At 55.2% G+C, this 16,560-nt stretch carries 15 protein-coding genes; 8 read left to right on the forward strand and 7 right to left on the reverse strand.

Annotated elements, in window-relative coordinates:
* Positions 1-6: 6 nt before the first annotated feature.
* From HQL52_14715 to HQL52_14730, 4 genes are all read right to left on the reverse strand, one after another.
* Entirely contained in the window at positions 7-1,704 is a 1,698-nt protein-coding gene (locus HQL52_14715; protein MBF0370702.1) for a DUF262 domain-containing protein, read from the reverse strand.
* A gap of 10 nt (positions 1,705-1,714) precedes the next feature.
* Positions 1,715-2,638, reverse strand: a complete 924-nt coding sequence (locus tag HQL52_14720; protein ID MBF0370703.1) for a hypothetical protein — start codon at positions 2,636-2,638, stop codon at positions 1,715-1,717.
* Positions 2,635-3,876, reverse strand: a complete 1,242-nt coding sequence (locus tag HQL52_14725; GenBank protein MBF0370704.1) for an AAA family ATPase — start codon at positions 3,874-3,876, stop codon at positions 2,635-2,637. Before HQL52_14725 ends, HQL52_14720 begins: the two co-directional genes overlap by 4 nt.
* Before the next feature lie 237 nt (positions 3,877-4,113).
* Positions 4,114-4,866, reverse strand: a complete 753-nt coding sequence (locus HQL52_14730; protein ID MBF0370705.1) for a 1-acyl-sn-glycerol-3-phosphate acyltransferase — start codon at positions 4,864-4,866, stop codon at positions 4,114-4,116.
* A 143-nt stretch (positions 4,867-5,009) separates the two neighbouring features.
* On the opposite strand from HQL52_14730, the gene rpoH reads away from it, so the two are divergent.
* Positions 5,010-5,876 carry an RNA polymerase sigma factor RpoH gene (gene rpoH, locus HQL52_14735; protein MBF0370706.1) on the forward strand — a complete coding sequence of 289 codons (867 nt, stop codon included), beginning with the start codon at positions 5,010-5,012 and terminating at the stop codon, positions 5,874-5,876.
* Positions 5,877-5,927: 51 nt separating this feature from the next.
* Positions 5,928-6,068 (forward strand): hypothetical protein, encoded by a 141-nt coding sequence (locus HQL52_14740; GenBank protein MBF0370707.1) that lies wholly within the window; start codon positions 5,928-5,930, stop codon positions 6,066-6,068.
* Between the two features lie 338 nt (positions 6,069-6,406).
* Here HQL52_14740 and HQL52_14745 read toward each other — a convergent pair whose 3' ends face one another.
* Positions 6,407-6,730, reverse strand: coding sequence for an integration host factor subunit alpha (locus HQL52_14745; GenBank protein ID MBF0370708.1), 324 nt, complete (start codon positions 6,728-6,730; stop codon positions 6,407-6,409).
* Positions 6,731-6,835: 105 nt separating this feature from the next.
* Positions 6,836-9,292, reverse strand: coding sequence for a penicillin-binding protein 1A (locus HQL52_14750; protein ID MBF0370709.1), 2,457 nt, complete (start codon positions 9,290-9,292; stop codon positions 6,836-6,838).
* A gap of 155 nt (positions 9,293-9,447) precedes the next feature.
* Between HQL52_14750 and pilM the strand changes: the two genes are divergently transcribed.
* From pilM to aroB, 6 genes are read left to right on the forward strand one after another with little or no spacing between them, the layout of a single operon-like run.
* Positions 9,448-10,521, forward strand: coding sequence for a type IV pilus assembly protein PilM (pilM, locus tag HQL52_14755; GenBank protein MBF0370710.1), 1,074 nt, complete (start codon positions 9,448-9,450; stop codon positions 10,519-10,521).
* Positions 10,521-11,102 carry a PilN domain-containing protein gene (locus tag HQL52_14760; GenBank protein ID MBF0370711.1) on the forward strand — a complete coding sequence of 194 codons (582 nt, stop codon included), beginning with the start codon at positions 10,521-10,523 and terminating at the stop codon, positions 11,100-11,102. The genes pilM and HQL52_14760 overlap by 1 nt, the downstream gene beginning before the upstream one ends.
* 2 nt (positions 11,103-11,104) lie before the next feature.
* Positions 11,105-11,734 (forward strand): type 4a pilus biogenesis protein PilO, encoded by a 630-nt coding sequence (locus HQL52_14765; protein MBF0370712.1) that lies wholly within the window; start codon positions 11,105-11,107, stop codon positions 11,732-11,734.
* Positions 11,731-12,477 carry a pilus assembly protein PilP gene (locus HQL52_14770; GenBank protein MBF0370713.1) on the forward strand — a complete coding sequence of 249 codons (747 nt, stop codon included), beginning with the start codon at positions 11,731-11,733 and terminating at the stop codon, positions 12,475-12,477. The genes HQL52_14765 and HQL52_14770 overlap by 4 nt, the downstream gene beginning before the upstream one ends.
* A complete protein-coding gene (pilQ, locus tag HQL52_14775) occupies positions 12,477-15,032 on the forward strand; it encodes a type IV pilus secretin PilQ (GenBank protein ID MBF0370714.1) in 2,556 nt (851 codons plus the stop codon). Before HQL52_14770 ends, pilQ begins: the two co-directional genes overlap by 1 nt.
* Positions 15,029-16,126: a 3-dehydroquinate synthase gene (gene aroB / locus HQL52_14780; protein ID MBF0370715.1), complete on the forward strand. Its 1,098-nt coding sequence runs from the start codon at positions 15,029-15,031 to the stop codon at positions 16,124-16,126. The genes pilQ and aroB overlap by 4 nt, the downstream gene beginning before the upstream one ends.
* A 196-nt stretch (positions 16,127-16,322) precedes the next feature.
* On the opposite strand, the gene HQL52_14785 is transcribed toward aroB, so the two are convergent.
* The coding region (locus HQL52_14785) for a cytochrome c (protein ID MBF0370716.1) at positions 16,323-16,560 on the reverse strand (238 nt) is incomplete at its 5' end.

Raw genomic sequence — 16,560 nt, forward strand, 5'->3', positions numbered from 1 at the left:
CAACAGTTATTCAGTATCGGTAGGAGAAAATTGAGGCTCTGTTGTAGGAGGGGGAACAACCCTTTCCTCTTTCATAACAACCTGTTCCAGCTCAATCAGATACTCTTGACGCAACTCTAGAAACCGGTCCCGGTCATTGACCTTCAAAGCCTCCCAGGCAGCGACTGAAATGGCATGACTTAGCAAAATCTCTTCGCGTTTTGGTGGATCGACTTTTCCCAACGCCAACAGCCACTTCGAGGCCTGAGACCTCTCCTCATCAACCACCTGAAGAATCCGATTGGCTGGCCCTTGTGCCAAATCCCTATCAATACCGGAAGAAAAAATACGCCCCAAAGCACTGGGGCCTTGGGACAAAATATTCTTCCATGGATCTGCAATGAGGTTACCCTGACTGTCACGGGGTTTCTGGTTCAGCAGCATCAACAGGATGGTACGGGCTCGGGCACTACGCATGTCAAACCGCTTTGGAAACGCCTGCGCTGGCTCTTCCAAGTTCATGTTTTTCAAATGTGTGGGATTGTCATTGGCAGCGACCTCATTGCGAAACTCCTTAACCAGGGCACTGATCCGGGATGGATTGCCACTGGCGATCCATCCGGCAAAAGATGAAACCCAAAACCAGCGCCGCAACAAGCTTTTCTGGTTTTCCGTCGGGTCTGGGCGCTGGGAAAAAAAAGCGCTCAGCACCACCAACTGCATGCCGTAGGGAAGTAGCCGACTGCAATTCACACCCATATTCATCAGAAAAGACACAGCCCTTAACAGCGACTGATCAGACTCTTCCACCGCCACCTCTGACAACTTCCTTCGGATTTCCCCTCTTTTTCCCTTGGCTGTCGCCCTGGTCCAGTCAGTCCGGTAGATCTCTTCATCAATGTTGGCCAGGTGAGCCCGAAGGACAAATCGTCGATCAATATCTCCAAAGCCATAACGGTCCAACTGTTCAAGAGAGCGATCAATAATTACATCGAAGCGAAAAGAGGGCTTGCCGGAAGGATCTTCCATATAGGTCAAGGCAGAGGCCATCTGATCGGCAGTCATGGCCCGACCTCTGGAATTCAAACGGGTAAATGTCTCCACCGCCTGAGTCAGGTTGGAATGTTGCAGACGGATAAGCGGAAGTTTGTATCCCTGAAAAGTGCGGGCCAAGGTCTGTACACGACTGACATAGCCCAACCCCTCATCTCCCTGTGCTGCGTTGCGCATACGGTCACACTCAGTGAGCAGATCAATGGTATCGTTCAATTTCCACATGGGAAAATGGAACGCTTCCATGGTTTCTTCCCGTTTGGGATGCTCAAATTCATTCGCACGCGCATCAAACCAAATTTTCCACCGATCCGGATCTTCATCGTCCGTATCCTGCTCGTTCGGCTGCAGGAGAGCCCCCACCAAGGTAGTCAAACGCTGTTGACCATCCAACACATGAGCAATCGTGCTCCCCTCAGGCGCACTGATAACGGTAGTGGTACCGATTCGAGAGGTACTGCTTAGAACAGTATTCGTATCCCACACCAACAGGCTGCCAATGGGAAACTGCTGGCGAATACTGTCCAACAGTTCCCGAATCTGCTCCCGGCTCCACACAAACGGGCGCTGAAAGCGGGGAATGCGGATACGGCCACGTCTGACCTCCTGCAGCAGGTCGGAAATGAAGACAATCTCGGATTTGACTTCTGGAAGGGACTGGTTTTCTTGCATGATCGATTTCCTACACCTCTTTGAGAATCAGCTCCACCAACTGATCCAGCTCTTCAGCGCCATCCCGAAGGACCAAATTATCCTTGGTCCATAGATCGGCAGGCTGCTCCATTATTTTTTTAAAAATTTTTCTCTCAATGGCTGATTTCATATCAACGAAATCTCGCTCTCCAGGCTCCATGTCAAGAACGGTCTCAACTTTTTCTCGGGACTGATGGTTTGATGGTTGTAAAGCCCACGCCTCCAAGGTCTCATCCGGGATATAATTTTCAATAGCGCGCTTAATCAGTACATGATAGACAATTTGGTGCTCTTTACAGCACGCTACGACTTTCCCAACCTGGTTACTCAACCCGCCAGGTTTATCACTGTCCCGATCCGTCAAAACCACCAACCGGAGGGGAATGCCATCCTCACTGGCCTTCGCCATCTGATCATCGATATGATTGGGTAAATCTGTAACACCGCCACCGGAAATATACGTCAAGCCCTGGTCATCCACCTGTTCATACCACTCATTAAAATCATCCCCCCCATAGGCTTTCAAAATTATTTTCAGGAACTTCCCATCTGAAAATTTGTTTTCCACCAAAATTGAAAGAGGCTTATCCAGGTAACAAGCCGCAGGCTCTGCTGGCAGAAAAGTGGCATTTTCCTCCTCCCGGCCAGGGGCACCATTCTCACCAACGACGATGCAACGGGAATGGATTTGCCTATTGGCTGGATAAGCCCCCATCTCAGCTGATTTTTCCATCAACAGCTGGATGTAATTACCCTCACGCGCTACCCGTTGGTACCAACCACTTGCCTCCATCTGGTCGGGATCGGGAATCTCCCAAATATGCACTCCCCTATCCAAGCGTGTCATGATCCAATCAAGATAGCGTTCAGCTGCCGGATCCTGAAGCACATCTGTCCCGAAACGAACCCTCACGATCCTTTCCTTCGATGCACAGCCCCACGCATGGCCCGCACCTCCTGATACCCTTCGGAAAATACCCGCTCCGGCCACCAGGCCACCTCCCCATCACTATCGATGGGGATCTGTTTTACCCGACTTCCCCCTTCCGGCAGATCCTCCACCCAGTACAACCCAACATCGTCAGGATCCATGTTCCCTTCGGCAATACGCCGTCGAATCCGCAACAGCAGGTTTTCGGAGTGTGTTTCCACCACCACCTGCCCCCTACCCGTCTTGGCAGTCGCCATCAGCAAATCTCCCAATGGGGCGTGGGCAGCTGGGTGCAAATGCATCTCCGGCTCTTCCAGAAGATCCAAAAAACCATCCTGGGTGGAAATCTGCCGCTCCAACTGCTGGGTCACAACCGGTAGTACATGCTGCATTCCCTCTCCAGCCATGGCCATATTGATACCAACCCCTCCCCGGCTCAAAGAGGGTTCCGCCACCGCACCGGAAGAGGATAGGGAAAACCGCCAACCTTCCATATGTTTTTCAAACCAGGAGGAAACTCTCTCCTGCAAATCCTGGTCTCCGATAAGACGGCTGATAGCACCACTGCCATGAAACCCCAGAGGTTGAACAGTTTGAAAATGGTCGTAAAACCGTTGAATGGGAGCCCGAAGTGGTCCCAGGTGCTCAATTTTTTCTTCATAGCGGCCAAATCGCTCACGCCATTCACTGAAAAGTGACCGGTACTCTCCAGCCGCCTCACCATGTTCAGGATCTGGCAACATTCCACGGAAAGGAACCTGACCAATCGTTTGATATTTCGCAACTTTTCCATGACCAGGCACCCAATTCCAATCAAACCTCTGACCATCCATCAGCAAGTGAAAACGGGAGACAACCGTATAATCCATATTTTCTTGGAGGCCGAAAGAAGTGCGGCGGATATGCTGGATCTCAACTTTTTTCAAATCCAGCAGGCCCTCTGATGAAACAACCGTCATTCCAAATTCAACGTTCCCATCCGGAAAACGGCCATGGATCAAATCAGGGAAGGTCGCCCCATAAGAGTGACCATCCAGCTTCAATGGAAACTGATTGGGTGACCTGCCGGAAAGGGTGTGCAGCAGCAAAGGGATCAGGCGCAAAATGGCCGATTTGCCACTGTTGTTACGGCCAAAAAACAGCGTCAATGGCCGGATCTCCACTTCAACCGGGTCATTGAATGCTTTGTACCGGGCACAACGGAGGGAACGAATACGCATTTGGGTTCCTTTCCGGATGAATCAAGATCACGCGTGCAACCAAATGATAGAAATATCCAGTATTTTGCCAAGTTGATCAAAAAACAGCAGGCCCAGGATAAAAGAAAAGCCTGCCTTCAACTGGATAAGCCTTGAAGCAATAAACCAACTGCTGAAGCCCTTCCTCTACAACTTTCTCCTGCAAAGATGCCATCCTCCCCAAACAGATGGCCGTTGAGTTGAAGGCTTGATCAGAATTTAAGGGAGAGGAGCAGACCCTTCCCTGTCGATCTCACCCATCATCCCTTCAATCACCTCCCGGGTCTCTTTGAGCAGAGCCTTACGATCGGATTTGGGACGACCAGCCGTGAGGATGGGTTGGCCGATCCGGACCTGGATTTCTCCGGGATGCTTCAAAAAGGAACGACGCCCCCAAAAGCGACCGGCATTGTGGGCGATGGGCACAATGGGAAGACCCGAAGAGAGCGCCAGGCTGATACCCCCGGCATTATATTTGCCAACACTGCCAGGGGCAGTCCGGGTGCCTTCGGGAAAAATCAACACCGACACCCCTTGGTCAAAATGATCCTGGCCAGCCTGCTGCATTTTCCGCATCGCCTCCACCCCCCGACTGCGGTCGATGGCGATCTGATCGGTGGCTTTCAAGGCCCAGCCAAAAAAAGGAATGTTGAGCAGGCTCTTTTTAAGCACCAAAACCAGGGGGGGGAAAATAGCGGCAAAAATCACCGTCTCCCAGGCGGACTGGTGCTTGGACAATAGAATAAAAGGCGGTTCAGGGAGATGTTCCAACCCCATCACCCGATCCCCAAGGCCGCAGGTGAGTTCCAACAGACGGCGATTGAAACGGGACCAGGAGCGAGCCATCCCCTGGCGTGTGGCCACGGAAGTGACCGGCCACACCACCATAATGGCGGTGGCATAGCTGATAATGCCCACCACAAAGAGGAAAAAAAAGAGGCTCGAACGCACCCAGGTCTTGAATTTTTCCATGCCAATACCCACATACCCAGTTGAGGAGGAACTTTTGCCCAGGACGTTCATACTAAACAAAATGATCGGGTAAACCGACCATCAGCGACCAGTCAAAAGCCAAAAAAAGCACGCTAGCACTAAAAAACAGAGAGGCAAGCAAGATGTCCCAAAATGCACTGATTCCTTACACCGGCAACCAGGAGTTGAGCCACTACATCGCGCAACTCGATCAGGTTCCCCTGCTTGCTCCGGAGGAAGAGTATGACTTGGCCGTTCGCTACAGGGAAGAGGGAGACTTGGATGCGGCCCATCAACTGGTGGTGAGCTATCTGCGCTATGTGGCCAAAATCGCCAGAGAATACCAACATTATGGTCTGCGGATGATGGATCTGGTTCAGGAAGGCTCCATTGGATTGATGCAGGCGGTCAAAAAATTCAACCCCTACAAAGGATTCCGGCTCTCCACCTATGCGGTATGGTGGATTAAAGCGGCGATTCAGGAGTTTATCCTGCGCTCCTGGAGCCTGGTAAAGATTGGCACCACCACCGCCCAGCGCAAGCTGTTTTTCAACCTGCGCAAATCCAAAAAAACCCTGGAGCGCTTGGATGAGGAAAAAGCCCAGGTGATCGGCGAAGAGTTGGGGGTCTCCACCCGCAGTGTATTGGAGATGGATGGCCGCCTTTCAGGCCCCGACGACTCCCTCAACCGTGCGTCCCATGAATCCGGAGAAGAAGTTCAAAACCTGCTAGCCGATCCCCGAACCGATCAGGAAACCCGGCTTTTGGAGTCAGAAGAAAAACAGCTCCGCCAGGAAGCGATAGCCACAGCCCTGGAAACCCTCAATGAGCGGGAACGCCAGATCATTCAGTGGCGGATAATGACGGAAAAAAAGATCACCCTGGAAGAGATTTCCAAACGCCTGAAGATATCCCGGGAGCGGGTTCGACAACTGGAGAGCAAGGCCCTCATCAAACTCCGCCGCATCCTTATTCCCGGCCTGGAAGGGATGGCACTGGCGACGAGCTGACTGAAAAAGAGAGGGTGTAAAGAAAGTGCCCGCCCATCCGCGTAGGATGCGGTGAGCAGCGCGAACCGCATCAATCAAAAAGAGGCGCCATTTTTAATCTGGAACGGCTATATCACCAACGCTGGGGCCAGAAGTAAAATGGAAGAGAGCCAGAACACGCTAAACCAGGGAGGGGGAAGTGTCGGAGGGTGAACGTTCAGATGAAAACGCCTTTTGACTGAAAGAGCCGTAGCCGCTGGCACCTCCCCGTCCAGAAGCAACATCTCAGCCATCCGGCCCGGGAGGCCTTGATCTCACCCACGAGGCCAGGCAAGCAGGATCTCAGTCATGACCCGGAGGTTGAGAGCCACCGAGCCTGAACCACCACACACCCGCAGGTGCTTAACCCGACACCATCAGGCTGGGAGATTCCACGTACCACCGGATTGGGAAACCGCTCTTCTCTCCCAACCCTTCCAAGGAACCAACCATTCCAAGATGCCCATCAGCTCTCCCCAACAAGGGGATGATACCGCTGGGCCAGGTACGGATTATTTCCAGTCCGGATCCAAAACACCTTGGGGGGTGCTGAGGTTGGGTACTGGTTTTTTCTTGGCCAGCATCAAGGGGCTCGGACTGAACGTCACCACCCGACGGGCGGAAATTTCCACCTCCCGTCCGGTGCGAGGATTGCGCCCTACCCGAGATTTTTTCCGCCGGGAGGCAAACTTGCCGAAACCGGAGAGTTTGACATCCTCTCCTTTTTCCAGCTCCTCCTTAACCACCTCGAACATGGTTTCGACAATTTCCAGGGACTGAGTCCTGGATAAGGGCAAATGTTTGTATACCGCTGCTGCCAGATCAGCCTTGGTCATACCCGCCTCCCACGTATCCCGCTAATCACCATCTTATACCTTCTATTTTTTAGTGCCCTGGCTTCAGGAAGTCCACCCCATCTGTTCACAAAATCTCCATATGAATCAATAAAGCCCTTCATCAAAGCCCACATCGTTCTCCAAAATGGTGGGGCCTTGGGGGGGGTTGGGCTTTTCATCCCCTTTAAAAACCTCCAAAACCGATTTTTTGGTCTGGGCGCCTACCGGTCCGCCGGTCAGGGCATCCACCTCCTCCATGTGGATGCCGGGGGGAACCGGAAAATCACTCAGAGGCTTATTTTCCAAAGCGGCCCCCATAAAATCAACCCAGATGGGCAGTGCTGCCCGGGAACCGGTCTCCCGGTAGCCCAAAACCGAATAATCATCCAACCCCACCCAGACCACTGTCACCAGGGAGGGGCTGTAGCCGATGAACCAGGCATCCCTGAGATCGTTGGTGGTGCCGGTTTTGCCAGCGAGGGGCCGTTTCAGCTTGCGAGCCCGGCGACCGGTTCCCCGCTCCACCACCCCCTTGAGCAGGCTGGTCACCTGATAGGCGGTTTCCGGAGAGATCACCCGGGTACCGAAGAGGGGAGCCTCCTGAAGATGCTCCTGACCGGGTTCCGGCTTGAGCACCCCTTTCACCGGCTCCTGATGGCAGAGCAGGCAGTCTCCCCCAGGATGGCGATGGATGGTGCGACCAAAGCGATCCTGAACCCGGGCGATGTAGACCGGATCCACCAGCTTGCCGCCGTTGCCGAACACCCCATAGGCCGAGGCCATCTTGAGAGGGGTAAATCCCACGGACCCCAGGGCCAGGGAAAGATCGTGGCGGGAGGAAGGGATATCCAGGCCAAAGCGGCTGATATAGGGCAGAGCCGTATCCAATCCCAGGCTTTTCAACAGACGAATGGTCACCAGATTGCGGGAGTGCTCCAGAGCGATCCGCAGGGTGGTGGGGCCATAAAATTTTTGCTCATAGTTTTCCGCCCGCCAAGTTTTCAACTCTCCGGTGTCAGAATCCCGATAAGTCAGGGGAATGGGGCTGTCGTCGATACGGCTGACCGGGGAATAGCCGTTGTCGAGACCGGCGGCATAGAGAATGGGCTTGAAGGCTGAACCGGGCTGGCGGCGGCTTTGGGTAGCGCGGTTAAATTCGCTGCGGCCAAAATCATATCCACCCACCAGGGCCAAAATTTGACCGGTATGGGGATCCAGAGCCACCAGAGACCCTTCGGCATCGGGCTCCTGGGCCAGGCGAACAACCCCTTTTTCATCCCCTTCCTCAGGCATCTCCACCAGGATGACATCCCCGGCCTGGAGCACTTCAGCGACCTTTTTGCGAGAGGGGCCCAGCCGTTTTTTCTTGCCTTTACGCTCTCTGGCCCAGCGCACCCCTTCCAGGGTCAGTTCCACTTTTGTTTCGTCCGCCAGCAGCACCTGGGCGCTGCCGGTGGTTTTTTCACCCACCGAGAGGACCACCCCTTTAAGATAACCGGCAACAGTAGCGGGCTCCTCGCGGTTTTCATCCAGCCAGATGTCCAGGGCGATATCGTCGGTGGCGGGGAGTTTGGCCAGAGGGCCGCGATAGCCGTGACGCCGGTCATAGTCGATGAGTCCCCGGCGAATCGCCGCTTGGGCGGCCCGTTGCAGGCGGGGATCCAGGGAGGTGTGGATATCCAGCCCCCCTTTATAAAGCTGCCGACTGCCCCATTCGGCATAAATCGTGCGGCGGACATGTTCCAGATAGTGGGGTGCGACCTGTTCCAGGGGTTTCTGGGGACGGGCCAGCCCCAGAGTGGCTTCCCCGGCGATCCGGGACTCTTCAGCGGTGATGTAGCCTTCCTCTGCCATGCGTTGGAGGACCAGCTTTTGCCGTCGCTTGGCCGCCTCCGGGTGGCGCCAGGGGCTATACCAGCTGGGAGCCTTGGGCAGCCCCGCCAGCATGGCCATCTGTCCCAGATTAAGATCCGCCACGTCTTTATTAAAATAGATCCGGGCCGCCGCCCCTACCCCGTAGGAGCCCGCACCCAGAAAAATCTGGTTGAGATAAAGCTCCAAAATTTCATCTTTGGTGAAGCGCTGCTCAATACGAATGGCGAGGATGATTTCCCGAATTTTGCGTTCCCAGGTGCGATCCAGGGTGAGCAAAAAGGTCTTGGCCACTTGCTGGGTAATGGTGGAAGCCCCTTGGACCACTTTTCCCGCCCGAACATTAGCGATCATGGCACGGAAAATGCTTGGTAGATTGATGCCCGGATGGCTGTAAAATTCGCTATCCTCAATGGCCAGAAAGGCATCAAGCTGGGTGCGGGGAACATCCCGCAGGGGCACAAACTGCCGTCGCTCGACAAAAAATTCCCCGAGCAGCTGGTAATCCCGGGCATAAACCCGGGTCAGCAGACTGGGGCGATAGTCGGCCAGGGAGTTTAGAGCAGGCAGATCCTTGGAGTAGCGCATATAGACCGCCCAGACGGTCAATGCGCCGAGAACCATGGAGAGTAGTGTCAGGAAGAGAAAAAACCTGGACCACCGAAACCGTTTGGGCACGCTGTCATTCATGTTTTGGTGGGAATCCGGGGATGAAAAAAATACAAGTCGCAGTGGATATGGGATCGGTTCTAAGTTAAGGTGATTCGATTCAGCTCGACCCTTGAGCCAAGCTTAACCAATCCAGCGCGCCAAATCATCGGAAAACATTTTTTTAAAGCCAAAGCATGCTTCCTTTTCTATCCAATACCAAGCCCATCGTGGGGCTCGACATCGGCTCCGGCGCCATCAAGGCAGTCGAGTTAAAGCCTGCCGGCAAGCAGTGGCGCCTCCACCGCTTTGGCATGAAGCCCCTGGCACCCGAGGCCGTTGTCAACGGCCAGATCAAAGACATGGAGGGTGTCACCCAGGCGATTCGTGATCTGATGGCGGAAAAAAAGTTTTCCACCAAGCGGGTCGCTACCGCTGTCAGTGGCTCTGCCGTCATCGTCAAAAAGATTCAGTTGGGTATCATGCCTGAACTGGAACTCGAAGACCAGATTTCCCTGGAGGCCGAGGAGTATATTCCATTTGACATCGAAGAGGTCCATCTGGATTTCCAGATCCTGGGCAACGATGGCGAAAACATGGATGTCCTGCTTTCAGCCTGCAAAAAGGATGCGGTCAACAACCGACTGGAAGCGCTGGAAACAGCCGGACTGCATGCAGCGGTGTGCGATCTGGATCTTTTCTGCATCGCCAACGCCTACGATCAAATTTTAAAACCCCAGGCCCCGGAAGAGGAAGAGACCGTCGCCCTGGTCAACGTCGGTGCGGCACTCACCAACCTCACCATTTTGCACAACTCCGATCCCCTCTTCACCCGGGATCTGATGTTTGGCAGCGCCACGCTCACCAAAGAGATCCAACAGCGTTATGGCCTCTCCAGCGAAGAGGCCGAGCGCCTCAAATGCGTCACCGCTGAAAATAGCGCCGACAACCCCACCATTCCCAGGGATCTCCAGACCGAAGCGATCACTCCCTTTCTGGAACAGCTGATGCGTCAGGTGGGGCAATCCCTGGATTTTTTCAAAGGCACCAACCCCCAACAGCCGATCAATGCCCTTCTGCTCTCCGGCGGGGGGGGGATGACCGGGGGTATCGTCAAATTGATGACCGAACACTCCGGCCTGCAGGTACGACTGGTTGATCCGCTTCTCGGTTTGAAGGCAGGCCGCTCAGCCAGGAAAAGCCTGGAGTTTCAAAAGATGGCCCCCAGCTTCATGGTGGCGGTGGGTCTGGCTCTCAGGGGAGCGGCATAATGATCAAAATCAATCTGCTACCCTACCGCGACGCCCGCCGCCAGAAGGTGATGCAGGGCATCCTGATTTTTTGGTTTCTGATGGCTGCTGCCGGGGCAGGGGCGGCCTATGGGGTGGATTATACCATCAACCAGGAAATCGACGCCAAAAAGCAGATCCGCAAAAAAAACGACCACCAGATCGACAAGCTCAACGAAAAGCTGGGAGAAATCAAAGACATCAAGGCCAAAAAAGAGGCCGTCCAGGCGCTTCTGGATACCATCGAGCGCCTGCAACAGGCCCGTTTTCTCCAGGTCCACGTTTTGGATGAGCTGAGCCGCGCCATTCCCCCCAAGGTATGGCTGATGCGCCTGACCACCAGAGAACAGCTCCTGGAGTTGACCGGCAAGGCCCAATCCAACGCCATGGTGGCGGACTTTATGAACAACCTGAACGCCTCACCCTATTTTTCCCAGGTCAAGCTCAGCAAAATTTTGAGTGATACGGAAGGGGAGCACAAGGTCAAGCGGTTCATCCTGAAAGCGGAAATCACTCCCCCGGCAGCCGCCAAGGATGCCGACGCCAAGGATGAGGAGAAATAGCCGTGGAACTGGGTTTTGATCCCATCGTCATCCTGCGTCTGAAGCTGATCGAAAAGATCGGTATCGGCATCGGCGTGATTATCGCCATTGCTGCCGGCTACTGGTATTTCCTCTATCAGGGACATCAGGAAGCTCTGGACAAGCTCAACACGGAGCTTAAGGAGCAGGAGCTTAAAATCAACACCAAAAAACGGATGTTGACCAAACTCCCGGAGCTGCGCAAAGAGCTGGAAGATCTCAAGGAAAAGGAAATCATCGCCCTTCGGGAGCTGCCCACCACCAACGAAATCCCTGCTCTTCTGACCAACATTTCCCACGCTGGTCACGCCCAGGGTCTGGAATTTCAGCTCTTCGCACCCCGCAAGGAGGAAGAGCGGGATTTTTATGCTGAAGTACCGGTGGATCTGAAATTTATCGGCTCCTACCACGACTCGGCGCTCTTCATGAATCAAGTCGCGCAGCTGCCTCGCATCGTCAACGTCTCCGATATCTCCATGATACCCGGTGGGGGCACCGCTTCCAGCAACCTGACCACCGTGGCCAAGGCCACCACCTACCGTTATCTGGAGCCGGAACTGGAGACAGAGGGTGAAAAGGGCAAGGACAAGAAGGGCAAGAGGCCAAAGAAATGATCAAGCCCCTTTCCACAGCCGGAACACTCCTTGCCGCCTGTCTGATCACCCCGATGCTGGCTGACACGGCCCACGCCCAGATCGACATCACGACACCCGTGGTGGAAAATCTGGACGCGGGTAAAAAAGCCGCAGCTCAACTGGCCCAAAAAAATCCCGGCCTGGCAGCCACGGATCCCGATCAGGCCCCTGGGGGTTCTCTCGAAGAGATGCCTGCCAGAGAGGCAATGGCTCAAAATCCGACTGCCGACCAAGCCCCCCGGAGAGCCCCTTCGGCTGAAGGCAGCCAACCGATGATGGAAGCGGCCACTGAACAGGCCGTCGACCCCCTTAGTTTCAGCGTCAAAGTGGCCCCAAAAGAGGTCTTCATCTATCGCCCGGAAGGCAAGCGGGATCCCTTTGACAATCCTTTCAAGGGGGTGGCGCCCGTCGAGGACGAAACCACCATTAAAATCAACCGGCCCAAGCGGATCAAAGAGCCTCTGGAAGCTTTCCAGCTGGACAGTCTGCATCTGGTTGCCATTCTTTTCAATATCGAAGGACAGGAACCCGTTGCCATGATTCAAGACACCACCGGCAAGGGCCATTTGGTTAAAACGGGTCACTATCTCGGGGTCAACGAAGGGCGGATCATCACCATTGAAGATGGCGCCGTTCTGATCGTCGAACCAACACCCACTCAACTTGACCCCAAAGCAACCCGCACCACCACGTTGCGGTTGCATGGAGAGGAAAACGAATAATGTCCAAGGGATTATCATTGGCCATTCTTCTGGCTTGTACCGTAGGGCTTTCCGGCTGTGCCGAATGGCCCAATCCACTGGCTTCCTCCAGCGATCAGGCCCCCGCGGCCAGCGCAGCGGAAACCAATGCCGCATCAGAGGCGACCACCACCGAAGCCAGCGCCAAAAAGGCTGCTTCAGCCGCAGCCGATACCGAGATGGATGTCCCGCGCATCTCCCGGATCGAAGCGGTGGAGAGCGGTCAGGGTTCCCGGATTTCGATTTTTGGGGCCACGCCGGACAAATATCAGGTCTATCAGCTGGACAATCCCCCCCGTCTGCTCCTGACCCTGCCGGGCATGGAGATGGATCCCACGGTCCAGCCCCTCACGGTGGATCTGCCCACGGTGGGCGACCTGTTCCCCAGCAATACCGGGGATGAGGGGGCACGCCTGGAGATCACCCTCAAGGGGGATACCCAGTATGAAGTACAAGAGCGGGTTGGCGGGCTCGATATTTACATTCTCAGCCTAACCCAGGAAGAGACCAGCGGTGCCACCCAAATCCAGGATGTGCGCATCAGCGAAAGTGAAACAGGCACCCGCATTCAACTGCTGGGTTCTGGAACCATTGTCAACCCCAAGGCGATCCGCCTGAACAACCCCCCCCGTCTGGTGGTGGACATGACCGGACTGTCCGAGCCGGTGGAACCCCGTCACTTCCAGGTACTCTCCGACGAGGTCCGTACCGTTCGTCTGGGGGGCAGCGCTGGCAAGGCCCGCCTTCTGGTGGAGCTGACCGATGCCCAGGTGATCTTTGAACTGGAAGAGGAGTCCGGATTGCCGGTCATTCTCCTGGCCCATCAATCCGCTGACCGTACAGCCACTCAAGCGGCTCTGAAGACCCCTATCGAGGAAGAATCAACCCTGGCAGCAGGCGTGGAGGCGGTGGACTTTACCCTGGATGGTGAGAATGCCCTGGTTCGCGTTCGTCTCTCCAAAACCGATGTGGTGGTCGACAGCCACCAGGATGGCACCAATCTGATTATCGATCTGGAGGGAATGGCCATTCCCCAGGAGCTGATTCGTCGCCTGGATGTAAGCGACTTTGGCAGCCCTGTCAACACTGTGGACACCTATCCCCAGGGGGACAATGCCCGCCTGGTGGCGGCTTTGCAGGATCCCAGCTCCCGTCATGAAATTTTGCAAAAAGGACAGGAGATCCAGCTCAAGGTGATGCCCGCCAGCCCTTCCGGCGCCAGCAGCACCATCGGCGGCACCGACGGCACCACCTATACCGGCAAGCGGATATCCATGGATTTCAAGGATATCGACGTTCAAAACGCCTTTAAGCTGCTGGCTCAGATCAGCAACCTCAACATCATTCTTTCCGACACCGTCACCGGCACTCTCACCATGCGTCTGGTGGAGGTGCCCTGGGATCAAGCCTTGGATCTGATGCTGGAAGCCAAGGGTCTGGGCCGGGTGCAGCAGGGCAATGTTTTACGCATCGCCCCCCTGTCGGAAATCCAGCAAAACGCCCAGGATCGACTTCAGGTACAGGAGAGCAATCAGCAGCTCGATCCCCTGGTCACGGAAATGATTCCGGTCAGCTTTGCTTCCGCTCCCGACATCCGCACCCTGCTGATGGAGGGGGATCAAACCCAAGGCACCCGGATTCTCTCCACCCGGGGGACGGTCTCCATTGATGCGCGCACCAACACCCTGATCGTCAAGGACAGCGTCACCAACCTGGCCAAAATCCGGGAGATGGTCTCCAAGCTCGACAAGCCCATTCCCCAGGTGTTGATCGAGGCTCGCATTGTCGAAATGGATCGCTCCAGCTCCATGGCGCTGGGCATCAACTGGGGGTTCAACTATAAAAACACCCTCAACAACAACTTTGCCATCTCCGACTCCGCCGCCAACGCCTACACCACCCATCAGGATGCCACCAACACCTATGAACGGCGGGCCAGCATGAGTGGCAACACGGCGCAAAATGTCTCTCTGATGCCATCCACCACGGTGGGGCAGATCGGCCTGCACATGGGCTCCATCTCTCCCCTGCTGGATCTCGACATCGAACTGGGTGCCCTGGAGACCCAAGGCTATGCCAAGACCATCTCCAGTCCCCGGGTGCTCACCACCAACAATCAGCTGGCCTCCATCAACCAGGGGATCAACCAACCCTATCCCACGGAGTCTGAAAGCGGTGGTGTGACCTACGCCTATATTCAGGCGGATCTGAGCTTGGAGGTGACCCCCCAGGTCACCCCCAACGGCTATATCACCCTGGCGGTTGCCGCCACCAACAACTCTCTGGGCTCCTCCTCTTCCGTGGGCGCACCTCCCCCCATCAACACCAAGGAGGTGAACACCAACGTGCTGGTGAAAAATGGCGAAACCATCGTGCTGGGCGGTATTTTTCAGGACATCGCCACCGATGGTAACAGCGCGGTGCCCGAACTCCACAAGATTCCCTTTTTGGGCTGGCTCTTCAAAAACAAATCGATCTCCAGCAGCCAGACCGAGCTGTTGATCTTCATCACCCCCCGGATCATCAATCCCGAGTGAACGACCACCGCACACTCTCCCTGGATCTCGGTCCCCGCTCCTACGACATTGTCGTGGGTGCGGGGCTTCTGGATTCCCTTGGTGCCCGCTTAAGCCCGCTTCTTCCCGGCCCCCAGGTCGCGGTGGTGAGCAACGACACCATCGCCCCGCTCTATATGGAACGGATGGTGGCTTCTCTCAAAGCCGCCGGGCTCACCCCCCTGGAAATTCTCCTCCCGGATGGGGAAAAGTATAAAGACTGGCACCATTTGCAAACCATATTCGACGCCCTCATCGAAAACCGCTTCGAACGCTCCTGCACCCTTTTGGCGCTGGGTGGGGGCGTGGTGGGGGATATGACCGGATATGCAGCAGCTTCGTTTTTGCGAGGAGTCCACTTTGTACAGGTTCCCACCACCCTGCTCTCCCAGGTGGATGCCTCAGTGGGGGGCAAGACCGGCATCAACCACCCCTTGGGTAAAAATCTGATCGGCGCTTTTTATCAGCCCAAGCTGGTGGGAATCGATCTCGACACCCTGGCCACCCTCCCCCGCCGGGAGCTTTTGGCGGGTCTGGCAGAGGTGATCAAGTATGGCATCATCTGGGATGGGGAGCTGTTTGAGCGGATTGAAAAAAATCTCGATGGCCTGCTCGCCCTGGATCCGGCACTGATCGGCAAGATTATTTATGACTGCTGCGCCATCAAGGCGGAAGTGGTCAACCTGGACGAACGGGAAGCTGGCACCCGGGCGCTACTCAACCTGGGCCACACCTTTGGCCATGCCATCGAATCATTGGCCGGTTATGGGGTGCTGCTCCATGGGGAAGGTGTGGCGATTGGTATGGTGATGGCGGCGGATCTTTCCCAGCGGATGGGACTTTGCAGCCAAGGGGAAACCCAACGGATTCGCACCCTTCTGGAGCGGGCCGGACTGCCGGTCAAAGCGCCCCGATTCCCGGTGGAAAATTATCTGGAGGCGATGACCCGGGATAAAAAGGTGACCGCCGGGCGCATCCGCTTTGTGGTGGTGGATAAAATTGGCAAGGCCCATGTCACGGCTGATGCGCCTGTTGAGATGGTTTCGGCTGCGATTCTTGAAAATATGGTGGACTGAACAGCTTGTCGGATGGGTAAGCTGTGGAAAGCGTACCCAATCAAGAGGGATGTGTTGTTTTTGTTGTTTAGAACAACACAACCTTAATATTTGTTTTTTGTTTTTTGTTTATAAAATCAAGATCAAAGGACAGACCTTGGGGGGAAAGAATTCCCCCCAATCCCCCCCATCTTTTTTTTTAATAGTTAGAACCTTTTTATTGCACCCGATAGTTGACGTGACAGCCTGCACAGGCTGAAGTGATGGCTCTTAAGGCTCCGAACACCTTTTCTGGATTCCCCTCCACCTCGGCATCCTGAACCACCTGCATAAAACGACTGGCCGCCCGATGCATGTCGGTGCCATATTGCTGCATCCCCTCCGGCATGAAACCCGCCATATGGTGCGCCCCATGAAGATCCAAGGCGCTCATACCCAGACGATTTTCCGCAATC

This window comes from Magnetococcales bacterium (assembly GCA_015232395.1).
Lineage (GTDB): Bacteria > Pseudomonadota > Magnetococcia > Magnetococcales > JADFZT01 > JADFZT01.